Source organism: Sinomonas sp. T428B, from assembly GCF_056780155.1.
In genome coordinates this window covers 3,146,805-3,170,588 of record NZ_JBRAZR010000001.1, presented here as the reverse complement: position 1 = coordinate 3,170,588, position 23,784 = coordinate 3,146,805, and the positions used below count along the sequence as shown (strand labels likewise).

The window sequence follows — 23,784 nt, the reverse complement described above, 5'->3', positions numbered from 1 at the left end:
GGATCCGCTCGATGAACGGGGCCCTCGAGTACGAGATCTCGGCCGGCGACTACACCGCCGTCGTCACCGCCCGCGGCGGGGCGCTGCGCACGCTGACCTTCGGAGGACGGGACCTCGTGGTGCCCTTCGCCGCGGGCGGCCCGATCCCGGACTACCGGGGCGTCATCGCCGCCCCCTGGCCGAACCGGATCGCGGACGGGCGCTACGCGTTCGACGGCGCCGAGCACCGCCTCCCGGTCAACGAGCCCGAGCGGGGCTGCGCCCTGCACGGGCTCGCCTTCGGCCGGGATTGGCGGCTCGTGGACGCCGACGGGCGCTCCGTCACCCTCGCGCTGGACCTCGCCGCGGCCCCGGGCTACCCGTTCCGGCTCCGGCTCGAGGCCTCCTACACGCTCGACGACGGCGGGCTCGCCTGGGAGGTCGCCGCGCTCAACACCGGGCGGACAACCGCGCCCTACGGCGTCTGCCCGCACCCGTACCTGCTGGCGGGGGAGTCGCCGCTGGACGAGTGGGAGCTCGAGATTCCGGCCGAGACCTTCCTCGAGGTCACCCCGGACCGGCTCCTGCCGGTCGGGACCCGGCCGGTCGAAGGGCACGCGTTCGACTTCCGCCGGCCCCGGCGGATCGGGGCGACGGAGATCGACCACGCCTTCACCGGCATCCAGTTCGACGACGCCGGAAGCGCCCGGGTGGAGGTCTGGGACCCGGCGGGCACGGGCGTGGCGATGGAGTGGGACGCCTCCTGCCCCTGGCTCCAGGTCCACACCGCGGACAAGGAGCCGCCGCTCCCCACCCGGCTCGGGCTCGCCGTCGAGCCGATGACCTGCCCGCCGGACGCCTTCAACAGCGGCACCGACCTCGTGCGCCTCGCGCCCGGCCAGGAGCGCCGAACCCGCTGGCGTATCGTGGGGCTGACGCGCTGACGCATGCGCGATGCGCGCAGGAAAGGGCCAGATGACACTCGAACCCGCCGTCAAGCGGGCACCGGTGATGAAGGACGTCGCCAAGATGGCGGGCGTCTCGTACCAGACCGTCTCCCGCGTGCTCAACGGCCACCCCAACGTCAGCGCGAGCGCCCGCGAGCGGGTCGAGGCCGCCATCGCCGCACTCGGCTACCGGCGCAACACCGTCGCCCGCAGCCTCGTGACCCGCCGCTCGCAGACCATCGGCGTCCTGGCGTCCGAGCTCGGGCAGTACGGCCCCTCGCACGCGCTCCTGGGCCTCGAGCAGGCGGCCCGCGACGCCGGGTACTTCGTCAGCATCGCCACGCTGCGCGAGGTCACGCCGGAGGCCGTCCAGGACGCCCTCGGCCACTTCGCCGACCAGGCTGTGGACGGCATCGTCGTGATCGTCCCTCACCCCGGCCTGCTCGAGGCGCTGGACCGCATCGAGCACGCGTTCCCCGTCATCGCGGCGACGTCGGACCCGGACCGGCCGGAGGCCGGTGCCGGGGTGGACCAGCGGCTGGGGGCGCGGCTCGCCGTGCGGCACCTCGTGGAGCTCGGGCACACGCGGATCGGGCACCTCTCTGGCCCCGCGGACTGGTACGACGCCGCCGAGCGCGTCCGCGGGTGGCGCGAGGCCCTGGACGAGGCGGGGCTTCCCGCGGACCTCCTCATCGAGGGCGACTGGACGGCCGCACGCGGCTACGAGGTCGGGCTCGAGGTGGCTCGCTCCCGGGAGGCGACCGCCATGTTCGTCGCCAATGACCAGATGGCCCTCGGCCTGCTCCGTGGGGTCCAGGAGTCGGGGCTTGCCGTCCCCCGGGACCTGAGCATCGTCGGCTACGACGACCAGCCCGAGGCTGCCTACTTCTTCCCGCCGCTCACGACCGTCCGGCAGGACTTCGAGGCCCTGGGCCGGCGTTGCATCGAGGCGCTCCTCGCGGCCCTCGACGAGGGCCGCCCCGCTGCGCGCAGCGTCGAGCCGCAGCTCGTCGTGCGGTCGACGACGGCGGCCCCTCCCGACGTCGTCGCGCGCTAGGCGTCCCCGGGCGCGAGCCATTGTCCAGCGCGGGGGCACACCCTACGATGCTTCCCGGGAGAGGGACTGGTCTCGCCCGACCATGCCTGAGGGGCGCTCCATGACCGACTTCTTCACCCTCCAGCCCGGCGAGACCCCAGCTCCAGTGCCGTCGGGGCCGATCCTCTGCACGGGGACGGCGGCCATGCGCCGCATCCACCGCGTGTTCCTCTGGGCCTACGACGAGGCGCCGGGCCTCGTGCACTCCGCCGAGCCCGGCGACACCGCGCGTGCCGCCTACGTGGGGGAGGTGCTCGGGAACTTCGACATGATCCTCCACGTCCACCACGAGGGCGAGGACCTGCTCATGTACCCGCAGCTCGCAAAGCGGGCACCCGCGTGCGCCCTGCACGTGGAGCAGATGCTCGAGCAGCACCGGCAGGTCGCGCGGCGGCTCGAGGCCATCGAACCGCTCCGGCTGCGCTGGATGGAGACGGCGGACGCCGACATCCGCGACGAGCTCGCCGAGCGCTACGAGGAGCTGTCTGCCGTCCTCAAGGTGCACCTCCGCCGCGAGGTCACCGAGGTGATGCCCGCCGTCGACCGGGTGATGACCGCGAAGGAGCTGGCCGAGGCAGCGCAGCACGGGACCAACAGCTTCGACAGGCGCCTCATGATCGCCTACCTCGGGATGGTGCTGGCCACGAATCCGCCCGGCGAGCGCGAGGAGCTCTTCAAGGAGATCCCCGCGCCGGTCCGCCTGGCCTACCGCCTCGTGGGGCGCAGGATGTACCGGAAGCAGTACGCGACGCTCTTCCCGGGGCGCACCATCCCCGAGACGCTGTAGCCGCTGGCCTATGGCCCCGCGGACTCAGTCCCGCCGGCCGCGCCTTTTACGGCCGCGCAACGAGCCCGTCCCTGCGCCGAAACGACCGCGCCCGAAACTGGCCTGAACCCCCGCGATCCACAGGGGGCCCAGGACAGGAGGTCGGCATGGCCACGTCGTTCACCACGGGCGCAGGGACGGCCGTCGCTCCCGCCGTCCCCCCGGCGCGGCTGCGGTCCGCCCTGCACACGGCGCAGGAGGGTGCCGCGCACGACGGCGCCGGGCTCGGCCCCGAGCTCCTCGCCGAGCTGCGCCTCCTGGCCCGCCAGCCCGGGCTCCTCGTCGCGTGCAACTACGGCGGCACGCTCACGGCTGTCGACGGGCAGACGACCGAGACGCTCCCGCTCGACGCCGCTGCCGTCGCCCTGCGGGCCCTCGCCTCGCTCCCGGAGACCCATGCGGCGGTCGTGTCCGGCCGCTCGCTGCGGGACCTCGCCGCCGTCTCTCGGCTCCCGGCCGAGGTCCACCTCGTCGGCTCGCACGGCCACGAGTTCGATCTCGCGTTCGCCTACGGGGTCCCGCTCGCGCTCGAGGCGCGCCTGGCGTCCGCCGCGTCGGCGCTCTCCGAGGCGGCGGGCGCGCTCGGCGGCGTCGCGATCGAGCGCAAGCCCGCAGCCGTCTCGCTGCACCTGCGCGAGGCCGAGCCGCCGTCGGCCGCGCGCGCCGTCGAGCTCGCGCGCTCGGTGGCCGCCGCCCACGGGCTCGAGCCGCTCGAGGACGGGGCCGTGCTCGACCTCCTGGGGCTCCCGCCCGCCAAGGACGCCGCCCTCGCACGGCTGCGCGGCCAGCTCGGCGCGACGGCGGTGCTGTTCGCGGGCGACGCCGAGAGCGACGCGCGGGCCATCGCCTCGCTGGGCAGCGGCGACCTCGGGCTCTTCGTCGGGAGCAGGCCCGGGGGAGCGGGGGCCGCCCACCGGCTCAAGGACCCGGCGGCCTTCGCGCACGTCCTCGCGACCCTGTTCGAGCTGCGCCGCGCCTGGCTCTTCGGCGAGGAGGCCGTGGGCCTCGAGCGGCACACGATGCTCGGCGACGGCTCCTCGACCGCGCTCCTGACCCCGGACGGGACGCTGTGCTGGATGACCCACCCGCTGCCGGACTCGGGCTCGCTCTTCGCCCACCTGCTCGGCGGCGAGCCAGCGGGGCACTTCACGGTGGGGCCTGCAGCCGAGTCACGGCTCCTGGGCCAGCGCTACGTGGACGGGACCATGGTCGTCGAGACACGCTGGGCGGACCTCACGGCCACGGACTACCTCGAGCCCTCGCCCGAGGGGATCACCCAGCTCGTGCGCGTCCTGACGGGGCCCGGGCGGGCGCGGATCGTGTTCGCGCCCCGGCCGGACTACGCGGGCGCGCCGTTCGGGATCGAGGCCCGCGGCGAGTTCCTGCACGTCGTCGGCACGTCCGAGCCCGTCGTCCTGCACGCCCCCGGCCTGCGCTTCGCCATCGCGAGCGACGGCCGGCACGCGACGGCGACGGCGGAGGCGGACCTCTCCGGCGGCCCGCTCGTCCTCACGCTGCGCTGCGGCGACCCCGATCCCGCGGAGCCGGACCCGGCCCACGAGCCCCTGCGCCGCGCCGCCGTCGTGCGCGCCGCCCGCGAGTGGGTCGCCTCGCTCGAGCTGCCGGCAGTCAAGCCCTCGCTCGTGGCCCGCTCGGCGCTGACCCTCCGGCACCTCGTGCACGAGCCGACCGGCGCCGTCCTCGCCGCGCCGACGACCTCGCTGCCCGAGGGCATCGGCGGCACGCGCAACTGGGACTACCGGTACTGCTGGCTCCGCGACGCGTCGCTCACCGTGCGGGCCCTCGTGGATCTCGGCTCGACCGCCGAGGCCGACGGCTTCCTCGATTGGCTCGGCCGGATCCTCGCCGCGGCGGCGGGACCCGAGTGGCTGCACCCCCTCTACTCGGTCACCGGGGCGCAGCTGGCCACCGAGGCCACAGTCGAGCACCTGCCCGGCTACGCGGGCTCCCGGCCCGTCCGGGTCGGCAACGCCGCGGACCACCAGGTCCAGCTCGACGTCTTCGGGCCCGTCGCCGAGCTCATCGACGCGCTGTCGGAGCGCACCGGCGAGCTGCCCGAGTCCCACTGGGACCTCCTGTGCCAGCTGGCGGCGGCCGTCGAGGCCCGCTGGCACGAGCCGGACCACGGCATCTGGGAGGCCCGCATGGCACCGCGGCACCACGTCTACTCCAAGGTCCAGTGCTGGGTCACGCTCGACCGCGCCCTCACCGTCGCCCGCCGCCACGGGCGCGAGCCGGGCCGGGGCTGGGAGCCGCTCGCCGCCGTCGTGCGCGAGGAGGTGCTGCGGCGCGGCTGGCACGAGGGCTCGGCGTCCTACACGGTCGCGTACGGCAGCCCCGACCTCGACGCCGCCGTGCTGCACGTGGGCCTGTCCGGGATGCTCGATCCGCTCGACCCGCGCTTCCTCGCGACGGTCGCGGCCGTGGAGCGCGAGCTGCGCGTCGGGCCGACGGTGTTCCGGTACACGTACGACGACGGCCTGCCGGGCCTCGAGGGCGGCTTCCACCTGTGCACGTCCTGGCTCATCGAGGCGTACCTCGCGGTCGGGCGGCGGGAGGACGCCGAGGAGCTCTTCGCGCGGCTCGCCGCGCTCATGGGCCCGACAGGCCTCCTGCCCGAGGAGTACGACCCGGCCACCGAGACGCACCTGGGCAACCACCCGCAGGCGTACTCGCACCTGGGCTTCATCCGCTGCGCCCGGCTGCTGGGAGCCTATGCGGCATCGCAGCACGCTGGAAGGACCCCGGAATAATGGCGTGTTGCGATGCGGGGCTGGGAGGGACAGCCCCGCTCAGTCGGAGAAGACCGTCTGCGGCGGCGTCGGGTGGACGTGCTGGACGATCTCGGCCGCGACGTCACGGAGCTTGACGTTCCGGTTGTTCGATGCCCGCTTCAGGACGTCGAAGGCCTCCTCGGTCGAGCAGCCGCTGCGCGCCATGACCACCCCGATGGCCATGTCGATCACGGTCCGGTTGAGCATGGCCTTCGCGCGGTTCTCCGCGCGGTCCCGCTCGTCGGCGTAGCGCACGGCGAGGTTGAGGGCCCACGAGCTCTCGTTGCGGAGCCTGCCGATCGTGGCGAGGAGCTCGCGGCGCCCCGCAGGGCGGGTCGGGACCTCGCCGAGGATCGCGAGGCCCGCACGGGCGTCCCTCCCCGCCCGGGCCGGTACCACGAGGAGGCCGTGGCCGTCCTGGGCCGCCCAGCCCTCGGGGGCGGGGTGCGCATGGGACGTCGCAGAGGCGTCGAGGACCCTCACGAGGTGGGGGTCCTTGCGCGCGAGCCGATCCTGGAGGGAGGCCTCGAGCGCGTCGCTGCTCGCGGCCGTGAGCGCCGGCCGATTCCTGCGCTGGAGGACGATCCCGCAGTGGTACGTCCCGTAGCGCGCGAGCCGCGCCTGCGTCCGGTCGGCGAGAGCCGCCAGGAGCGGGGGGAGGTCAGGGGTGGCCAGCAGCAGATGGATCAGCTCATGCGCGGCCGGATGGTCCGCTGGCCGGGCAGCCATGGTCTCGCTCCTTCGGGCAGGGCCCGGCATACGCCGAGGCCTCGGTTGGACCGTGCCCGATTCTTGAGCGGTGGGTACGTCGTTTCGCGATGCAAAACGCTTGTACTGCGGTTCATCTTCGTCGGCGGCGGGGAGCGGGTCAAATCGATTCCATGGAAAGTTCCGGTCTGTGGCGGCGGAGGCGGGTTCCCGCCATCAGTTCCCGCGGACGGGCCCCGTGCTGGCCCGGACGACGAGGCGGGGCTCGACGTCGACGTCGTGCTCCGGATCCCGCCCCTCGAGGAGTGCCCAGAGCCGGGTCCAGGCCTGCTCGCCGAGATGCGTATGGGGGACGGAGGCCGTGCTGAGGGCGGGGGAGGTGTAGCGGGCGAAGGGGATGTCGTCGAACCCGGTCACGGAGAGCTGCCCGGGCACCTCGACGCCCTCCTCGTGCAGCGCGGCGAGGAGGCCCATCGCGACGAGGTCGTTGAAGCACACGGCCGCGGTCGCGCCGGAGGCGAGGACCGCCGCGGCGGCGGAGTGCCCGTCCTCGAACATCGCGCCGCAGGGGATCCCGACGACCTCCGCGCCCTCGACAGGGTGCAGGGGCCGGCCCAGCCCCTCGCGCCGGGCCTTGTCGCCGTGGCTCGCCGGTGGGCCCGCGACGTAGGCGATCCGCCGGTGCCCGAGGTCATGGAGGTGGTCGACGATGCTCCGGATCCCGGTCGCGTAGTCGACCGAGAGGACCGGGATGCCGGGCACGTTCGAGGTCCGGTTCACGAGGACCGCCGGGGCGAGCTCGGGCAGGAGCGCCTCGAGCTGGTCGGCGTCCATGCGCGGCGCGACGAGGACGAGCGCGTCGCAGCGCCGCCGCGCCTCGCGCGCGAGGATGACCTCCTCGGCGTGGTTCTCGACGGAGTCCGCGACGAGCACGCGGTAGCCGTCCCGCGCCGCGGCGCGCGAGAGCCCGCGCAGGGTCTCCTGGAACATGGGGTTCGCGAGGTCCGGGACGACGATCGCGACCGTCTGGGTCCGCCCGATCGCGAGGCTGCGGGCCACGGTGTTGGGGGAGTAGTTGAGCTTGGCCGCGGCGGCGCGCACCCGCTCGCCGATCGCCGGGTCCACCGTCGAGAGCCCGTTCATGACCCGGGAGACCGTCGCTCGGGAGACCCCGGCCTCCGCCGCGACGTGGGCGATGGTCACGCGCCCCGCGGCGCGGGTGCTCATGCGGGCCATCGGTCCTCCGTGATCGTGCCTGCGCACAGGATAGCAACCGGTTACGCATTGCCTGCAGGGACGTCCTTACCCGGTGTTACGGCGTGTTGCGATGCGGCGTTTGCCCTGCGGGCCGGGGCCGGGCTATGGTCCAACGCATGATCAAGCGTTGGTATGCGTATTTTGCGTTGGCTCTGGAGGGCCAAGCGTAGCGTTTCGCGTACCGACTCCAGAGCCAACAGGGCAGGGACCTCACGGTCCTTGCCCTTTGCCATTCCAGCGGCAGGCTCTGGTCCCTCGAGGGCCTGTCACAGCAAGGACAGGAACCCCATGAATCCCCAGGCCACCAGCATCCAGAGCACCGGCAGCATCCAGGCCGCCGCCCCCTCCGCCTCCGCGACCGGCAACCTCCGCGTCGCCGAGTTCACCGCCCTGCCCACCCCGGGTGAGCTCCTCGCCGAGCTCCCGCTCACCGCGGCGGCCGGGCAGACCGTCACCCGGGGCCGCGACGAGGTCCGCGCCATCATGGACGGCCTGGACGACCGCCTCCTAGTCATCGTCGGCCCGTGCTCGATCCACGACCCCGAGGCTGGCCTCGACTACGCCCGCCGGCTCGCCGCCGTCGCCCGCGGCCTGCGCGAGGACGTGCTCGTCGTCATGCGCACCTACTTCGAGAAGCCGCGCACCACCGTGGGCTGGAAGGGCCTCATCAACGACCCCCACCTCGACGGCAGCCACGACATCGCCGGCGGGCTGCGCGCCGCGCGCGAGTTCCTCCTCGGCGTGCTCGGCCTCGGCCTGCCCACCGCGACCGAGTTCCTCGAGCCGATCAGCCCGCAGTACACCGCGGACGCGATCGCGTGGGGCGCGATCGGCGCGCGGACCTCGGAGAGCCAGATCCACCGCCAGCTCGTCTCGGGCCTGTCGATGCCCGTGGGCTTCAAGAACGGCACCGACGGCGGGCTCCAGGTCGCGCTCGACGCGTGCGGGGCCGCCGCCGCGCCGCAGGCCTTCCTCGGGATCGACGACGACGGTCGGGCCGCCCTCGTCTCGACCGCCGGCAACCCGGACACGCACGTGATCCTGCGCGGCGGCTCGGACGGGCCGAACTACGGCGCCGAGCACGTCGCCCAGGCGTCCGCGAAGCTCGCCGGCAAGGGGCTCAACCCGCGGCTCATCGTCGACGCGAGCCACGCCAACTCGGGCAAGGACCACCACCGGCAGGCCGAGGTCGCGCTCGAGATCGGCGCGCAGCTCGCCGCCGGCGGGGAGGCTGCGGAGGCCGTGGCCGGCGTCATGCTCGAGAGCTTCCTCGTGGGCGGGGCGCAGCCGCTCGACGTCGCGGACCACGCGGCCGGGCGCACCCAGCTCGTGTATGGGCAGAGCGTGACCGACAAGTGCATGGACTGGGAGGTCACCGAGGAGGTCCTGGGCCAGCTCGCAGAGGCCGTCCAGGCCAGGCGCGTTCACAAGAACCACTCCAGCCACTAGAGTTCTTTGTATGACTGCGATGGGCGACTTCTCTTCCTCGCGCTTTCTCACTGTGGCCGAGGTGGCGGAGGTGATGCGTGTCTCGAAGATGACCGTATACCGCCTCGTCCACGCGGGGGAGATGCCGGCGGTGCGCTTCGGGCGCTCCTACCGGGTCCCCGAGGCAGCCGTCGAGCAGTACCTGCGCAGCGCCGTCGTCGAGGGCCGGAGCGAGACCGCCTGACGCGTGCGGTATTCTGTTCAGGATCGTTTTACGTCACGTCACCAGCAGTTGGTTGAAAGCCGCCTGAGCGCGCGCCCGGCCAGCGGCGCGGGGCACCAACTGTAAGGAACTTACTGTGGGTTCGGTTATCAAGAAGCGCCGCAAGCGCATGGCCAAGAAGAAGCACCGCAAGCTGCTTCGCAAGACTCGTCACCAGCGCCGCAACAAGAAGTAGGCGCCCGGCCTCGACGAGGCCTGTGACGCGAGGCCCGTCCCTCCGACGAGGGGCGGGCCTCGCCGCATTAACGCGAGGTGGGGGCCTGCGTCGCCGACGTGGGGGCCTGTGCCGCCGACGTGGGGGCGTGGGAACGCCGAGGTGCGGCTAGCCGCGGATGCGCGCGAAGCCCTTCCACAGGCCGTACGCGACGCCGCCGAGGGTCGCGAGCTTGAGTCCCAGGGTCGCCGCGCGCCTCCCCGAGCGGAAGTCGTAGACCGGCCAGTTGTGCGTCCGCGCATGGGCGCGCAGCCGCACGTCGGGGTTGATCGCCACGGGATGGCCCACGAGGGACAGCAGCGGGATGTCGTTGTGGGAGTCCGAGTACGCCCAGCAGTTCCGCAGGTCGAGCCCCTCGCGCTTGGCGAGCTCCGCGACCGCGACGGCCTTGGCGGGCCCGTGCAGCATCTCCCCGACGAGCCGCCCGGTGTAGGCGCCCCCCTCGATCTCGCCGACGGTCCCCAGCGCTCCGGTGAGCCCGAGCCGCTCCGCGATGACCGAGGCGATCTCGATGGGCGTCGCCGTCACGAGCCACACCCGGCGGCCCACGCGCAGGTGCTGCTCGGCGAGGGCCCGGGTCCCGGGCCAGATGCGGGACTCGATGAACTCGTCGTACACCTCATTGCCCAGCGTGCGGACGTCCTCGCTCATGATCCCCGTCGCGAGCGTGAGCGCGGCTGCCTGGATGGCATGCACGTCCCCGAGGTTCTCCCCGCGGAAGATGAACGCGGCGTGCTTCCACGCGAAGCCGAGCGCGTCGCGGAGCCGGAACGCGCCGCGGGCGTACATCGTGCGGCCCACGTGGAACAGGCTCGCGCCCTTCATGAGGGTGTTGTCGACGTCGAAGAAGGCCGCCTCAGCGGGCCGCTCGGGCCGTGCGGGGCGTGCGCGGACCCGGGCCTTCTTCTCGTCAGGCATGCCACGAGTCTAGCGAGGACGCCGGCGGGCGCCCGGATTCCCGGCCCGGCCGCGGCGGCGGCGCGCTACCGTATGGGCGCGCTACCGTATGGGGGTGCACACGCCGGAGATAGTCCTCGTCACCAAGAACCAGTGCCACCTGTGCGAGGCGGCGCGCGACGTCGTCGCCCGCGTCGCCGCCGACGCCGGGCTCGGGTGGTCGGAACAGAGCATCGACGACGACGCCGAGCTGCACCGCCGCTTCGCCGAGGAGGTCCCGGTCGTCCTCGTCGACGGCGTCCAGCGGGACTTCTGGACGATCAACGAGGCCCGCCTCCGCAGGATCGTCGCGGCGGCCCGCGAGGGTTGAACGTCGGCGGCTCAGGTTTTTGCGCCCGCTGCGGCCCAGTCCTAGAGTGAATCAGGCCGCCGGGGCGGCACAGGCCGAGGGAGGACTCACGTGACTGGACAGGGCAGGACGCCGGGGGAGTCCCCTGCCGGCAAGGGCCTGCCGCCCGCCGTCGTGGCCCGCCTCACCGTGTACCTGCGAGCCCTCAACGGCTTCATTGCCGACGGCGTCGAGCGCGTCTCCTCGGACGCCCTCGCCGAGGCGTCGGGCGTGAGCTCGGCGACCCTGCGCAAGGACCTGTCCCAGCTCGGCTCCTACGGCACGCGCGGCGTCGGCTACGAGGTCGAGAACCTCCAGCAGCACCTGTCCGTGGCGCTCGGGCTCACGCGGGACTGGCGTGTGGCCATCGTCGGCGCCGGAAACCTCGGCCGGGCGCTCGCCCGGTATGGCGGGTTCGGCACGCGCGGCTTCGACGTCGTCGCCCTGCTCGACACGGACCCGCAGATCATCGGCAACGAGGTCGGCTGGCTGCGCGTCGCGGACGCGGCGAACCTCGAGGCCATCTTCCGGCGCACCCGCACCAACATGGCCGTCCTCGCGCTCCCCGCCTCGGTGGCCCAGGCCGTCTGCGACCGGGTCGTGGCCGCGGGCGTGCGCAGCATCCTCAGCTTCGCCCCGACCATCCTCCAGGTCCCCGAGGGCGTGACCCTGCGCAAGGTTGACATGGCCACCGAGCTGCAGATCCTCGCCTACCACGCCCAGCGCGGGGAGTCAGGCGGGCAGAGCGGCGAGCCCGCCTCGGGGAGCGACGTCAGCGCATGAAGCCGACGCCGAGGCGTGCGGCCCTGCGGGCCGCGAAATAGGCGTTGGCCGTCGGCATCCAGGCCGCGACGACCGAGGCGACGAAGCACGCCGAGGCCACGTAGCTCGGCACGTACGCGAGGACCGGGCCCGTGTAGACCATCTCGAGGGGAATGCCCAGCGTGACGAGCAGCGCGAGGGAGCCGGCGATGGACAGCAGCCCGAGGCACGCGAACACGGTCGAGACGATGCGCACCCAGTTCATGCCGGTCCGGATGCCCAGGCCCAGGAGGACGTAGATGCCTGCCTGGAACAGGGCCGAGATCCACATGCCCGGGACCAGGAAGGCCGTGATCTGCTCGATGAGGCCGGGCGGGAGGGCCTCGCCCGAGATGGCCGACGCCTGGGAGAAGATCTCCCGCATGTAGACGAGCACCTCCTCGAGGATCAGCGGCACGGCGATGAGCGGCAGGATGCCCGTGGCGATCATGAGCCAGAACGAGACAGAGACGCTCACCGGCCGCTGGATCCCGAAGGAGGGCATGCCGGGGAACGTGCCGCTGGGCAGCTGGCTCGGCCACGGGCCCTGGTAGGCGTCCGACGGCGCGTGGGCGCCTGCCTGCTGCGGCTCCTGACCCTGCGGGTAGCCCGGGCCCTGAGGATAGGCGCCGGCCTGGGGATTGTGCTGCGTCATGTGTCACTCTCCCTGATCTGGTGGTTGATTCACTGTCCGTACGGGTTGCCGAGACTGGGGCCTCGCGGCGTGTAGGGGCCGGTGAAGCCGTCCTGGCCCGCCAGGAATGCCGTGACCGGCGGGCGGAACAGGAGAACGATCGTCGTGATCGCGAGGGCGATCGTGATGAGGGCGAAGATGCTGCCCCCCACGATGCTTCCGAGGGTCAGGCACAGGAACACCGTGCCGAGGGTGCGGGCCCAGCGGCGGCCCTTGCGCAGGAACACGGCGCAGAGCACGAGCACCGCCGCGTTGACGATCGCGCAGGCGAGCACGAACCACACGAAGGCGTCCATCGCGCTGCGCAGCTGCTCGAACGTCACGCCTGTGGCCGCGCCGCCGGCCTGCTCGAAGACCGAGCGCAGCTCGTCGTCGGGAAGGTTGAGCAGCATGGCCGACGTGACGGCGGAGATGACGACCTCGGCCACGGCCGTGAGGATGAACATCAGCGACGCTGTCCGGACAGCGCTCTGCGATGCGGCCGCGGACGGTGCGCTGCCGAACTGGCCGTAGCCTGTCTTGCCGTATGCGGGCGGCTGCTGGCCGTAGCCGCCGAAGGGGGGCGGCTGCTGCCCGGGTTGCGCGTACTGCGGCGGCTGCTGGCCGGGCTGGCCGTACTGAGGCGGCTGCTGCCCGGGCTGCCCATACTGAGGCGGCTGCTGCCCGTACTGCCCGTACCGCGGCGGCTGCTGCCCCTGCTGCGGCGGCTGGGGCGCGTACTGCCCGTACCGCGGTGCGGGCCGGCCGCCCTGCTCGTGGCCATTGGCACCCTGGGCCCCGTTCGCGCCGTTGCCCTTCGGCTCGTCCGCGCCCTCGTCGCGGCCGGGCCCGCCGCTGCCGCCAGGTGAGGAGTCGTGCGTCATCCGGTCAGGCCCGTCCCGCCACGCGCTGGAACCACGCCTGCGAGTTGGGCACCCACATGAGCACGGTGGCGACCGCGGCGACGACGAAGCCGAAGAAGTTCGCCCCGCCGTCGCCGCCCAGAGCAAGGAGGGACAGCAGAAGCGAGACGCCGGTGAGGACCGTCAGCGCGAGGCGCGCCCACTGCTTGCCCTCCTTCATCCTCAGGGCGAGGATGACCTGCGCCGCCGCGAGGACGATGCCGAGCAGGACGAGCACGAGCAGGATCGCGCCGAAGCCGCCCATCGCCGCGGTGAGCGCGATGCCGGCCAGGAAGCCGAAGAGGCCGAAGACCACGCCGAGGGCACCGCTGATGAGCCAGATCCAGTACGAGACCTTCAGTTCGGTGGGCAGGCCCTCCACCCTGAACATGCCTGAGAAGCCGCCGGCCGGCATGACGTCCTGGAACGAGCGCGGCCTGTCGGCCGGCATCTGGAACGGGCTGCCCGCCTGCGCGGCGGCGGGCTCACCGTAGGGCTGCTGCCCGTATGACGGCGGTTGGTTGCCGTAGGGCGGCTGGCCGTACGACGGCGGCTGGTTGCCGTAGGGCGGCTGGCCGTACGACGGCGGCTGGTAGCCGTAGGGCGGCTGGTCACCGGAGGGTTGGCCGCCAGAGGGCCCGGCGCCGTACGGCTCCTGGCCGTACGGGCTCTTCTGCGGCTGGCCGTAGGGGCTCTCATACGGGTTGGGCCGGGGCTTGCCGTCGGGGTCCTGCGGACCCGGCTGCTCATTAGGGGTGCTCATGCCGTCACTGTATCCGCGCGGCGGCATGCCGACTAGGTCCGAGGGACGCCCGTGGCCCCGCCCCGGCGAGGGCCGGGACGGGGCTGCCGGAACGGGGCTGCAGGGCCGGGATGGACCGGCCAGGCAGGGAGGATCAGGCCTGCGGCGCGATGAACGCGAGGTCGAGGGAGATGACGACCTTGTCCGAGACGAGCACGCCGCCGGTCTCGAGGACGGCGTTCCACGTGAGGCCGAACTCCTTGCGGGAGATCGTGGTCTCGCCGGAGAGGCCTGCGCGCGTGTTGCCGAAGGGGTCGAGGGCCGTGCCGTTGAACTCGGTCTCGATCGTGACCTGACGGGTCACGCCCTTGATCGTGAGGTCGCCAGTGACGTCGAAGTCGTCGCCGTTGGCCTCGATCGACGTGGACGTGAAGGTGATCTCGGGGAACTGCTCGACGTCGAAGAAGTCGGCGCCCTTGACGTGTGCATCCCGGTTCGCGTCGCCCGAGTCGAAGGACGCCGTCTTGATGACCGCGGTGGCACGGGTGCCGACGCCGTCTCCGACCTCCACGGTCCCGGAGACATCGGTGAAGCGGCCGCGGACCTTGCTGATGCCCGCATGGCGGACGGTGAAGGCAACCTCGCTGTGCGAGGGGTCGAGGGTCCAGGTGCCGGTGGTGAGTTCGGGGGCGATGGTCGTCATGGCAATCTCCTTTTGATTGAAGCATCAACTAACTGATGACTCCATAGAATCATGCATATGCATCTATCGCAAGGCCCTGTGGCCGACGTCACTCAGGCAACTCCCGGGTGGACGTGCTACTTCTACAATTCGTAGAACCAACACGGCCCGGTCTGCCGCGATTTCGCCGCTGCCCGGTACCTTTGAGAAACTGGATGTCATGCCCTCCTCAACCGTCCATCTGCTGCGCCACGGCGAGGTGTTCAACCCTGCCGGCGTGCTGTACGGCCGGCTCCCGGACTTCCACCTGTCCGAGCTCGGCCTGCGCATGGCCGAGTGCCTCGCCGAGCACTTCGCGCAGCAGGCGCACGACGGCGCGCGGTTCGCCTACATCGCGGCCTCGCCCCTCACGCGGGCCCAGGAGACGGCGGCCCCGACCGCCGCGGCGCTCGGGCTGACGGTGGAGACCGAGCCGCGCATCATCGAGGCCGAGAACCACTTCGAGGGGCTCAGGGTCAGCCGGCTCGAGCTCATCAAGCCGAAGCACTGGCGCTACTTCGCCAACCCCCTGCGGCCCTCGTGGGGCGAGTCCTACGAGGCCCAGGCCGCGCGCGTCCTCGAGGCCGCGGCGGATGCCGCGCGCATCGCCGTCGAGCGCGGGGGAGACGGCGCGCAGGCGATCCTCGTCGCCCACCAGCTGCCCATCTGGGCCGCGCGGCTCAAGGCCGAGGGCCGCCGCCTCGCCCACGATCCGCGCCGGCGCGAGTGCACCCTGACCTCCGTGACGAGCCTCGACATCGACGCCGCGACCGGCGCCGTGACGGCCGTGCGCTACGCGGAGCCGGCGGCCTGGCTCCTGCCCGGCGCCGCCACGACCCCCGGCGCCTGAGACGCGAGAGAGCAGAGCATGACCCAGCACGATCCCGCCCCCGGAACCAGCCGCGGCCTCTCCCGCAGGCGGCTGCTGGCTGCCGCCGGCGCGGTCACGGCCGCAGGCCTCGCGGCGGTCCTCTCCGGCTGCGCCGCCGAGGACCCGCTCGCCGCGCAGGCCCGCGCCGGCGACAACAAGAACTACGTCGCCGGGGACGGATCGGTGACCGAGTACGCCGCGGGCCAGCGCAAGGACCCCATCGCGTTCACGGGCACCCTCTACGACGGCACGCGCGTGGCCTCCTCCGAGTTCGCGGGCGGGGTCACGGTGCTGAACTTCTGGTTCGCCGCGTGCGCGCCGTGCCGCGTCGAGGCCCCCGAGCTCGAGGCCCTGCACGCCGAGTTCGCGCCCCAGGGCGTGCGGTTCTTCGGCGTGAACCTCCGCGACGAGAAGGGCACCGCCGAGGCGTTCGAGCAGACCTTCGGCATCACCTACCCGAGCTTCAACGACCGCGACGGCCAGGTCCTCCTCGCCGTCTCGGGCATGGTGCCGCCGGGCGCCGTGCCGACGACGCTCGTGCTCGACAAGCAGGGCCGCGTGGCCTCGCGCATCCTCGGCCAGCTCGAGCGCGGCACGCTCAAGGCCCTCATCACCTCCGCGGCGGCCGAGTAGCGTGGGCGTCCCGGCCAACACCTTCAGCGACGCCGTCCTCAACGGCTCGCTGCTCATCGCGCTGCCCGTCGCGCTGCTCGCGGGCCTCGTCTCCTTCCTGTCCCCGTGCGTCCTCCCGCTCGTGCCCGGCTACCTCGGCTACGTCACGGGCCTGACCGGCGTGGACCTCGAGAAGCAGCGGCGCGGGCGCATGGTCGGCGGGATCGGGCTGTTCGTGCTCGGGTTCACGGCGGTCTTCGTCGCGACCGGGGCCGTGTTCGGCCAGCTCGGCTCGTGGCTCGCGATCTCCTCGGGCTGGCTCACCCGCGTGCTCGGCATCGTCGTCGTGCTCATGGGCATCGTCTTCATGGGCGGGCTCGGGATCTTCCAGCGCGAGGCGCGCGTCCACGCCCGCCCGCCCGCGGGCCTGTGGGGCGCGCCCCTGCTCGGGGTCACGTTCGGCCTTGGCTGGGTCCCCTGCATCGGCCCGACCCTGGCTGCCGTCCAGCTCCTCGCCTTCTCGGACGGCGCGAGCGCCTACAAGGGCGCCCTCCTGACCTTCGTCTACTGCCTCGGCCTCGGCATCCCGTTCGTGCTCATCGCCCTCGGCGTGCGGCGCGGGCTCGGGGCCATGGCGTTCTTCAAGCGCCACCGCCGGGCCCTCCAGGCCGCCGGCGGAGGCCTGCTGATCCTCGTCGGCGTCCTCATGGTCTCCGGCGTGTGGAGCCAGTGGATCAGCCAGCTGCAGATCTGGATCGGAACCGTGGAGCTGCCCGTCTGATGAGCGAGAAGAACACTGCACCGCCGGACAAGCAGCTCCAGCCCGAGGCGCCGGGCAAGCAGTCCCAGCGCCCCGACGTCGCCCTTCCCGCCCTCGGCGTGCTCGGGATGCTGCGCTGGGCCTGGACCCAGCTGACGAGCATGCGGACGGCGCTCTTCCTGCTCCTGCTCCTGGCCGTCGCCGCCGTCCCGGGCTCGCTGTTCCCGCAGCGCCCCGCGAACCCCGCCGTCGTCACCCAGTACCTCAAGGACCACCCCGACTACGGCCCGGTCCTCGACGCGCTGCAGATGTTCGACGTCTACTCCTCGGCGTGGTTCTCGGCCGTCTACCTGCTCCTGTTCATCTCGCTCATCGGCTGCATCGTCCCGCGCGCCATCGCCCACTGGAAGCAGTGGCGCTCCAAGCCCCCGCGCACGCCCGCGCGGCTGAGCCGCCTGCCCGAGTACGGCACGCTCGTCGTGCCGGCGGACAGGGGCCTCGCGCCGGACGAGGCGGCCGAGCAGGCCGCCGGCGTGCTCAAGCGGCGCGGCTACCGTGTGGACCTGCGCCCGGCTGGAGACGGGACGGGATTGGCCTCGGTGGGCGCCGAGAAGGGCTACCTCAAGGAGCTCGGCAACCTCTGCTTCCACGCGGGGCTCATCGGCGTGCTCGTCTCCGTCGCGGTGGGCGGGCTCTTCGGCTACAGCGGCCAGCGCACGCTCGTCGAGGGCGAGACGTTCGTCAACACGCTCGTCGGCTACGACACGTTCACGCCAGGGACGAACTTCCAGTCCTCCTCGCTCGAGCCGTACTCGCTCCAGCTGGACAAGTTCGAGGTCCGCTACGACCGCGAGTCGGTCAGGCAGTTCGGCCAGCCGCTGGACTTCACGGGGTACCTGACCACGAAGGACTCCCCGGACGCCGAGGCGCAGCAGCGCATCCTCAAGGTCAACGACCCGGTGGCCATCGGCGGGACGAGCGTGTACCTCGTGGGCAACGGCTACGCGCCCATCGTGACCGTGCGCGGCGGGGACGGGCAGATCGCCTACCAGGGCCCCATCCCGTCGATCCCGACCGACGCCGTCTACACCTCGACCATCGTCATCAAGGCCCCGGACGCGCGGCCCACGCAGCTGGGCTTCGTCGGCTTCTTCCTCCCGACCTCGGTCGAGGGCCAGGACGGCGTGTCCTTCAGCGCCGACCCGGACCCGCTCAACCCCCAGCTCAACCTCAACTCCTACGTGGGGGACCTGGGCCTCGACGCCGGGAAGCCGCAGAACGTGTACGCGCTCGACGTCGCGAAGCTCACCCAGGTGAACGGCCGGGACAAGCCCGCGGGCGGCATCGTGCTCGGGGCGGGCGAGACGTACACCCTCCCCGACGGGCAGGGCTCGATCAGCTTCGACGGGCTCAAGCGCTTCGTCGCGCTCGACATCCACCACAACCCGGGCCAGGCCGGCGCGCTCGCCTTCGCGGTCTTCTCCCTCGCGGGCCTCGTGGTCTCGCTCTTCCTGAGCCGCCGGCGGCTGTGGGTGCGCGTGGGCCGGCACGTGGACGGGCGCACGATGGTCGAGTACGGCCTGCTCGCCCGCGGCGAGGACCACGGGCTCGCGGCCGAGGGCCGCGCCGTCCGGGCGGCCCTCGCCGAGGCCTGGGGCCTCCCGCCCGGAGCGGGCGAGGCGCCCGGCGCTGGCCAGGCGGAAGGCACAGCGCGCGCGCCGGGCGCCGACGCCGACGCGAGCCCCACGACTACCACCCCCACGCACAAGGACGCATGATGCCTGAGATCAACCCCTTCCTCGGCTCCTACAGCGAGCTGTTCATGCTGCTGACGGCGGGGACCTACGCCGTCGCGTTCTTCGCGTTCGCGTGGGACGTCGCCACGAGCGGTCGCGTCGCCCAACTCGACGCCGCGCGGCTCGCCGACGAGAAGGCGGCGGCCCGGGCCGCGCAGTCCGCCGCCCAGGCGGGCGGCGCCGCGGGAGGCGGCACCGCGGTCGCGACCGCCGTCGTCGCCGACCCGGGGCTCAAGTACGTGGGCAAGCGCAAGGCCGCACGCGTGGGCGTCGCGCTGAGCATCCTGGGCCTCGTGCTGCACGCCGCCGGCGTCCTGACCCGCGGCATCGCGGCCGGGCGCGTGCCGTGGGGCAACATGTACGAGTTCTGCACGACCGGCGCCTTCCTCGTCGTCGCGGTCTTCCTCGCGGTCCTCATCCGCCGCGACCTGCGCTTCCTCGGCATCTTCGTCCTGGGCCTCGCGACGGTCATGATGGTCGCCGCCGCCGTCGCGTTCTGGACACCGGTGGGCCACCTCGTCCCGGCCCTGCAGAGCTACTGGCTCGTCATCCACGTCTCGATCGCGGTGCTCTCCTCGGCCCTGTTCACGCTCACGTTCTCGCTCGGCGTGCTGCAGCTCATCCAGGGCCGCCGCGAGGCCCGCATCGCCGCCGGCGAGCCCGAGCGCGGCGGGTTCATGCGGCTCGTGCCGAGCTCGCTCACCCTCGAGACGCTCAGCTACCGGATCAACACCATCGCGTTCGTCGGCTGGACCCTGACGGTCATGTTCGGCGCGATCTGGGCCGAGAAGGCGTGGGGCCGCTTCTGGGGCTGGGACACCAAGGAGGTCTGGAGCTTCGTGATCTGGGTCGTGTACGCGGCGTACCTGCATGCCCGCGCGACCCGCGGCTGGAGCGGGGCCCGCGCCGCGTGGCTCTCCATCACCGGCTACCTCTGCGTGATCTTCAACTTCACGGTCGTGAACATGTACTTCTCGGGGCTGCACTCCTACTCGGGGCTCTGATCCCTGGGGCTCTGTGCGGGCCCCGGTACTCCGGGCCCTGGTGCTCCTCGCTCTGGCGCTCGGCGCCGATCCGGTCGCACAACAGGCTTGGCCCGGCATGGCAGGCCCGCGCCATGGCCTGTTGTGCCGGGCGCGGCCTGTGCAGCCAGAAGTACCTCGTGAAGGGGATCGCGACGACGGGACTCAAGTGACGCCGTCGGCCGCGTGGCTCACGGGGGGTGGGCGCCAGGGGCGCGCTAGGTGAGAGCGCGCCGGCCTCAGAGCCCGCGCAGGAAGTCGGGGTCGTCGTCCGGGGCAATCGGGCGGCGGCCCCGCCCCCTGCCCGCGGCGGGCGGGGGAGTGGCCTTGCGCGGGCGCCCGAAGATGAACCAGAGGGCGGTGCCGACGGCCGGCAGGAGGGACACGAGGAACCAGCTGGTCTTGGAGAGGCCGCCGCGGACGGAGCCGCGGTCGCTCAGCGCGCAGTCGACCACCCCGTAGAGCCAGACGGCGAGGACGAGGATGATGGGCAGAGCGCGGATCATATGGCCATTTTAGTAAGCTCGTCCAGTGGCTTCACTCAAGTACTTCCTGATCCGCACCGTCCTCTTCGTGGTCCCGTTCGCCGTCTTCATGGCCCTCGGGATCGGCGGGCTCCTCTCGGCGGTCTACGCCGTGCTCATCGCCTTCGCCATCAACTACCTCTTCCTGCGCCGCCAGCGCGACGACGCCGCCGAGGAGGTCCGGGACGTCTTCGGCGGCCGCAAGCAGGTGCGCACGAGCAGGGAGCTCGAGGACGCCGAGGCCGAGGACGCGCTCACCGAGGAGCCCCGGCCCGAGGAGCCCCGGCCCGAGGAGCCCCGGCCCGAGGAGAAGCCCCGGAGCCAGCGCCCGGGCGAGGAGCCCGAGGGCAAGCAGGAGCCCGAGGGCAGGCCCGAGGACCGGGCCTAGCTAGACCGAGACCCCGAGCACGATCGCGAGCGAGAACAGCGCCGCGTAGCCGAGGTTCATGAGCCCGGTCTGCTGCAGGACGGGGATGAGCCGGATCCCGCGCTTGCCTCCCAGCATGAGCCAGACCGGTGTCAGGCACGCGGGCACGAGCAGCAGCACGAGCAGCATCCACGGGTTCCACGGCACGAGCACGAGCGGGGAGAGCACTGCGATCCCGAGCATCCACACGTAGGCCTTCCGGGCCCGCGTGTCGCCCAGCCGCACGGCCATGGTCCGCTTCCCGGAGACGCGGTCCGTGGGGATGTCCCTGACGTTGTTGGCCATGAGCAGCGCGTCCGCGATGAGGCCGGTCCCGACCGCGCCGATCCACGCGGCAGGGCTGAGCGTGCCCGCCTGCGTGTACGCCGTGCCGAGCGTGGCCACGAGCCCGAAGAACACGAACACGAACACGTCCCCGAGCCCGAGGTAGCCGTACGGGTTCTTCCCGCCCGTGTACCCCCACGCCGCGGCGACGCAGCCGAGGCCGACGAGGAGCAGCCACCACGTCTGCGACAGGATCACGAGGAGCAGCCCGAACACCATCGCGGCGCCGAACGCGATGAACGCCGCGCGCTTGACGGCGGCCGGCTCGGCCGCGCCCGAGCCCGTGAGCCGGAAGGGCCCCACCCGGTTGTCGTCCGTGCCGCGGACGCCGTCGGAGTAGTCGTTCGCGTAGTTGACGCCGACTTGGAGCAGGAGGGCAACGAGCGCGGCCAGGACGGCGTTGAGGGGCCTGAACGCGCCGAGCCCGAACGCCGCGGCGCTGCCGATCACCACGGGCGCGACGGCCATGGGCAGGGTCCGCGGCCTCGAGCCGGCGATCCACTGGGCGGGAGTTGCCACGTGTTGAGTCCTCTGGTTCTGGGTCTGGTACTGGTCGGTGCGGGAGGGCGTGGTTGCGTGGCTCATGGCTCCGGATGGTCTGCGGAGCGCTGCGCGGAGCGTTGCGCCGAGCGCAGGAGCTCGGCCAGGGCCGCGCGGTCGGGCTTGCCCGTCGCGAGGTGCGGGAGGGCCTCGAGCACGACCCACACCTTGGGCGCGAGGCGGCCCAGGCGCACGACGGCGTCGGCCCGGACCGCGGTCAGGTCCGCCTCCGGGGCGAGCACCACCGCGGCCGCGAGGGCCTGGCCCCACTCCGGGTCGTCCACGCCCGCGACGAACGCCTCGCGCACCGCGGCCAGGGCCTCGAGCTCGGCCGCGACCCGCGCGGCGGAGGCCTTCACGCCGCCGGTGATCACGACGTCGTCCGCGCGCCCGAGCACGTGGAGGCGCCCGTCGTCGTCCACCTCCCCCAGATCCGAGCTCACGTACCAGCGCATGCCGCCCTCGTCGGTGCGGAAGTGCTCGGCCGTGCGCTCAGGGTCGCCCACGTAGCCGGCCGCGACGACGGCGCCGCCGAGCCACACGCGACCGTCCACGAGCTCGACCTCGACGCCCTCGAGCGGCTCGCCGTCGTACACGCAGCCGCCGCACGTCTCCGCGGAGCCGTAGGTCGTCACGACGTGCACGTCCTCCTCGCGCGCCCGCTCGAGCAGCCGTGGGGGGATCGGGGCGCCGCCGAGCAGGACGGCGTTGAAGCGCCGCAGGGCGGCCATGACGCGCGGGGACGCGTCGTCGAGGAGCCGCCGCAGCTGCGTGGGCACGAGCGAGGTGTAGCGGATGGGGTCGGTGAGCTGCTCGGCCGCCTCGGCGAAGGCCTCCGGCGTGAAGCCCTCCGAGAGGTCCATGGGCCATGGGCGCGTGCCCGCGAAGAGCGAGCGGACGAGGACCTGGACGCCCGCGACGTACTCGAGCGGCAGGGCGAGCAGCCACTGGCCCTCGCCCCTGAGCGCGATCGCGGTGCCCATCGAGGAGGCCGCGAGCGCGTCGACTGTGAGGGCCGTCGCCTTGGGCGCGCCGGTCGAGCCGGAGGTGCGCACGACGACGGCCGTCCCCTCGGGCAGCCCGGCGGCGGCCTGCGACGGGCGCCAGAGCCGCCACGCGGCGTCGTCCGCGGCGCCGGCGAACGCGCTGCCCGAGGCCCCTCCCGCGGGGCCGAACTCGACGGCGGGGCCCTCTCCCGCGAGCGCGGCGGCGAGGGCGGTGAGCACTGGGTTCAGGTTCACGGCCGGCGCCTCTAGAAGTAGTAGGGGAACGGGGTCCAGTCGGGCTCGCGCTTGGCGAGGAACGCGTCGCGGCCCTCGACGGCCTCGTCCGTCATGTACGCGAGGCGAGTCGCCTCGCCCGCGAAGACCTGCTGGCCGGCGAGCCCGTCGTCGGCGAGGTTGAAGGCGAACTTGAGCATGCGCATGGCCTGGGGCGACTGGCGGGCGATGTCCGCGGCGTACTCGAGCGCGACCTCCTCGAGCCGCGCGTGGTCCACGGCCTCGTTCACGGCGCCCATCGCGACCATGTCCTCGGCCGAGTACTCTCGGGCGAGGAAGAAGATCTCGCGGGCTCGCTTCTGCCCGATCTGGCGGGCCAGGAGCGCCGAGCCGTAGCCGGCGTCGAACGATCCGACGGTCGCGTCGGTCTGCTTGAACTTCCCGTGCTCGCGGCTCGCGATCGTGAGGTCCGCGACGACGTGCAGCGAGTGCCCGCCGCCGGCGGCCCAGCCGTTGACGACGGCGATGACCACCTTGGGCATGGTCCGCATGAGCCGCTGGACCTCGAGGATGTGCAGCCGGCCGGCGCGGGCCGGGTCGATCGTCTCGGCTGTCTCCCCCGACGCGTACTTGTAGCCCTCGCGGCCGCGGATGCGCTGGTCCCCGCCGGAGCAGAAGGCGTGGCCGCCGTCCCGGGGGGAGGGGCCGTTGCCCGTCAGGAGCACCGTGGCGACATCCGGCGTCATGCGAGCGTGGTCCATCGCGCGGTAGAGCTCGTCCACGGTGCTGGGGCGGAAGGCGTTGCGCACCTCGGGCCGGTCGAAGGCGATCCGCACCGTGGGCAGGTCGCGGACGACGGCGCCGGAGGCGTCCCGCTCGACCTGCCGGTGGTAGGTGAGGTCCTCGAAGCCGAACCCCTCGACCTCACGCCAGCGGCTCGGGTCGAAGGTGTCGGAGACTTTCTCGGGGAGGCCTGGCAGTTCAGTCTGTGCGGGGGTCACGTCTAGAGAGTCTAGTCGGGCCCGCCGGGC

At 72.8% G+C, this 23,784-nt stretch carries 26 protein-coding genes; 15 read left to right on the top strand and 11 right to left on the bottom strand.

The genetic code is table 11. The features are described from left to right. The first annotated feature begins 11 nt into the window (after positions 1-11). The 4 genes from ACUYMY_RS14660 to ACUYMY_RS14645 all read left to right on the top strand — a co-directional run bounded on the left by ACUYMY_RS14660 (position 12) and on the right by ACUYMY_RS14645 (position 5,622). On the top strand, positions 12-923 hold the full coding sequence (locus tag ACUYMY_RS14660) for an aldose 1-epimerase family protein (RefSeq protein ID WP_481704266.1): 912 nt from the start codon (positions 12-14) through the stop codon (positions 921-923). Between the two features lie 31 nt (positions 924-954). Further along, positions 955-1,983 carry a LacI family DNA-binding transcriptional regulator gene (locus ACUYMY_RS14655; protein ID WP_481704265.1) on the top strand — a complete coding sequence of 343 codons (1,029 nt, stop codon included), beginning with the start codon at positions 955-957 and terminating at the stop codon, positions 1,981-1,983. Positions 1,984-2,083: 100 nt separating this feature from the next. Further along, complete coding sequence (locus ACUYMY_RS14650; RefSeq protein WP_481704264.1) at positions 2,084-2,809, top strand: hemerythrin domain-containing protein; 726 nt, start codon at positions 2,084-2,086, stop codon at positions 2,807-2,809. Positions 2,810-2,955: 146 nt separating this feature from the next. After that, positions 2,956-5,622: a trehalase-like domain-containing protein gene (locus ACUYMY_RS14645; RefSeq protein WP_481704263.1), complete on the top strand. Its 2,667-nt coding sequence runs from the start codon at positions 2,956-2,958 to the stop codon at positions 5,620-5,622. A 39-nt stretch (positions 5,623-5,661) separates the two neighbouring features. Here ACUYMY_RS14645 and ACUYMY_RS14640 read toward each other — a convergent pair whose 3' ends face one another. Continuing rightward, positions 5,662-6,372, bottom strand: a complete 711-nt coding sequence (locus ACUYMY_RS14640) for an ANTAR domain-containing protein (RefSeq protein ID WP_481704262.1) — start codon at positions 6,370-6,372, stop codon at positions 5,662-5,664. Positions 6,373-6,567: 195 nt separating this feature from the next. Beyond that, positions 6,568-7,587: a LacI family DNA-binding transcriptional regulator gene (locus tag ACUYMY_RS14635; protein ID WP_481704261.1), complete on the bottom strand. Its 1,020-nt coding sequence runs from the start codon at positions 7,585-7,587 to the stop codon at positions 6,568-6,570. A gap of 309 nt (positions 7,588-7,896) precedes the next feature. On the opposite strand from ACUYMY_RS14635, the gene ACUYMY_RS14630 reads away from it, so the two are divergent. The 3 genes from ACUYMY_RS14630 (at position 7,897) to ACUYMY_RS14620 (ending at position 9,494) form a co-directional block, all read left to right on the top strand. Continuing rightward, positions 7,897-9,057: a 3-deoxy-7-phosphoheptulonate synthase gene (locus tag ACUYMY_RS14630; protein ID WP_481704260.1), complete on the top strand. Its 1,161-nt coding sequence runs from the start codon at positions 7,897-7,899 to the stop codon at positions 9,055-9,057. A 10-nt stretch (positions 9,058-9,067) separates the two neighbouring features. After that, positions 9,068-9,280, top strand: a complete 213-nt coding sequence (locus tag ACUYMY_RS14625) for a helix-turn-helix domain-containing protein (RefSeq protein WP_481704259.1) — start codon at positions 9,068-9,070, stop codon at positions 9,278-9,280. Positions 9,281-9,395: 115 nt separating this feature from the next. Further along, complete coding sequence (locus tag ACUYMY_RS14620; RefSeq protein ID WP_003792170.1) at positions 9,396-9,494, top strand: 30S ribosomal protein bS22; 99 nt, start codon at positions 9,396-9,398, stop codon at positions 9,492-9,494. Between the two features lie 147 nt (positions 9,495-9,641). On the opposite strand, the gene ACUYMY_RS14615 is transcribed toward ACUYMY_RS14620, so the two are convergent. Next, on the bottom strand, positions 9,642-10,451 hold the full coding sequence (locus ACUYMY_RS14615; protein WP_481704258.1) for an HAD family hydrolase: 810 nt from the start codon (positions 10,449-10,451) through the stop codon (positions 9,642-9,644). A gap of 94 nt (positions 10,452-10,545) precedes the next feature. On the opposite strand from ACUYMY_RS14615, the gene ACUYMY_RS14610 reads away from it, so the two are divergent. Continuing rightward, positions 10,546-10,800 carry a glutaredoxin family protein gene (locus tag ACUYMY_RS14610; RefSeq protein WP_481704257.1) on the top strand — a complete coding sequence of 85 codons (255 nt, stop codon included), beginning with the start codon at positions 10,546-10,548 and terminating at the stop codon, positions 10,798-10,800. Between the two features lie 90 nt (positions 10,801-10,890). Then, positions 10,891-11,601: a redox-sensing transcriptional repressor Rex gene (locus ACUYMY_RS14605; protein ID WP_481704256.1), complete on the top strand. Its 711-nt coding sequence runs from the start codon at positions 10,891-10,893 to the stop codon at positions 11,599-11,601. Here the strand turns inward: ACUYMY_RS14605 and ACUYMY_RS14600 are convergent. The 4 genes from ACUYMY_RS14600 to ACUYMY_RS14585 form a co-directional block, all read right to left on the bottom strand. Further along, the gene (locus ACUYMY_RS14600) at positions 11,591-12,274 is read right to left on the bottom strand and encodes a hypothetical protein (protein ID WP_481704255.1); all 684 of its coding nucleotides are present in this window, start codon (positions 12,272-12,274) and stop codon (positions 11,591-11,593) included. The genes ACUYMY_RS14605 and ACUYMY_RS14600 overlap by 11 nt on opposite strands. 29 nt (positions 12,275-12,303) lie before the next feature. Beyond that, entirely contained in the window at positions 12,304-13,176 is an 873-nt protein-coding gene (locus ACUYMY_RS14595; protein WP_481704254.1) for a hypothetical protein, read from the bottom strand. A gap of 4 nt (positions 13,177-13,180) precedes the next feature. Further along, positions 13,181-13,957: a hypothetical protein gene (locus tag ACUYMY_RS14590; RefSeq protein ID WP_481704253.1), complete on the bottom strand. Its 777-nt coding sequence runs from the start codon at positions 13,955-13,957 to the stop codon at positions 13,181-13,183. A 133-nt stretch (positions 13,958-14,090) separates the two neighbouring features. Further along, on the bottom strand, positions 14,091-14,639 hold the full coding sequence (locus tag ACUYMY_RS14585; protein ID WP_481704252.1) for a YceI family protein: 549 nt from the start codon (positions 14,637-14,639) through the stop codon (positions 14,091-14,093). Positions 14,640-14,838: 199 nt separating this feature from the next. On the opposite strand from ACUYMY_RS14585, the gene ACUYMY_RS14580 reads away from it, so the two are divergent. Genes ACUYMY_RS14580 through ccsB form a run of 5 tightly spaced genes read left to right on the top strand, consistent with a single transcriptional unit; the run spans position 14,839 to position 19,700 of the window. Further along, on the top strand, positions 14,839-15,507 hold the full coding sequence (locus ACUYMY_RS14580; protein ID WP_481704251.1) for a histidine phosphatase family protein: 669 nt from the start codon (positions 14,839-14,841) through the stop codon (positions 15,505-15,507). 18 nt (positions 15,508-15,525) lie between these two features. Continuing rightward, positions 15,526-16,161, top strand: a complete 636-nt coding sequence (locus tag ACUYMY_RS14575) for a TlpA family protein disulfide reductase (protein ID WP_481704250.1) — start codon at positions 15,526-15,528, stop codon at positions 16,159-16,161. A gap of 1 nt (position 16,162) precedes the next feature. Next, positions 16,163-16,921 (top strand): cytochrome c biogenesis CcdA family protein, encoded by a 759-nt coding sequence (locus ACUYMY_RS14570; RefSeq protein ID WP_481704249.1) that lies wholly within the window; start codon positions 16,163-16,165, stop codon positions 16,919-16,921. Continuing rightward, positions 16,921-18,678 carry a cytochrome c biogenesis protein ResB gene (gene resB / locus ACUYMY_RS14565; protein ID WP_481704248.1) on the top strand — a complete coding sequence of 586 codons (1,758 nt, stop codon included), beginning with the start codon at positions 16,921-16,923 and terminating at the stop codon, positions 18,676-18,678. Before ACUYMY_RS14570 ends, resB begins: the two co-directional genes overlap by 1 nt. After that, complete coding sequence (ccsB, locus tag ACUYMY_RS14560; protein ID WP_481704247.1) at positions 18,678-19,700, top strand: c-type cytochrome biogenesis protein CcsB; 1,023 nt, start codon at positions 18,678-18,680, stop codon at positions 19,698-19,700. Before resB ends, ccsB begins: the two co-directional genes overlap by 1 nt. Before the next feature lie 257 nt (positions 19,701-19,957). Here ccsB and ACUYMY_RS14555 read toward each other — a convergent pair whose 3' ends face one another. Continuing rightward, the gene (locus tag ACUYMY_RS14555) at positions 19,958-20,224 is read right to left on the bottom strand and encodes a PLDc N-terminal domain-containing protein (RefSeq protein WP_481704246.1); all 267 of its coding nucleotides are present in this window, start codon (positions 20,222-20,224) and stop codon (positions 19,958-19,960) included. 25 nt (positions 20,225-20,249) lie between these two features. Between ACUYMY_RS14555 and ACUYMY_RS14550 the strand changes: the two genes are divergently transcribed. Next, a complete protein-coding gene (locus tag ACUYMY_RS14550; RefSeq protein ID WP_481704245.1) occupies positions 20,250-20,630 on the top strand; it encodes a DUF4229 domain-containing protein in 381 nt (126 codons plus the stop codon). Here ACUYMY_RS14550 and ACUYMY_RS14545 read toward each other — a convergent pair whose 3' ends face one another. The 3 genes from ACUYMY_RS14545 to ACUYMY_RS14535 all read right to left on the bottom strand — a co-directional run bounded on the left by ACUYMY_RS14545 (position 20,631) and on the right by ACUYMY_RS14535 (position 23,754). Further along, positions 20,631-21,512: a 1,4-dihydroxy-2-naphthoate polyprenyltransferase gene (locus ACUYMY_RS14545; protein ID WP_481705067.1), complete on the bottom strand. Its 882-nt coding sequence runs from the start codon at positions 21,510-21,512 to the stop codon at positions 20,631-20,633. 62 nt (positions 21,513-21,574) lie between these two features. Next, the gene (locus tag ACUYMY_RS14540) at positions 21,575-22,774 is read right to left on the bottom strand and encodes an AMP-binding protein (RefSeq protein WP_481704244.1); all 1,200 of its coding nucleotides are present in this window, start codon (positions 22,772-22,774) and stop codon (positions 21,575-21,577) included. Positions 22,775-22,785: 11 nt separating this feature from the next. After that, on the bottom strand, positions 22,786-23,754 hold the full coding sequence (locus tag ACUYMY_RS14535) for a 1,4-dihydroxy-2-naphthoyl-CoA synthase (protein WP_481704243.1): 969 nt from the start codon (positions 23,752-23,754) through the stop codon (positions 22,786-22,788). Positions 23,755-23,784: the final 30 nt, after the last annotated feature.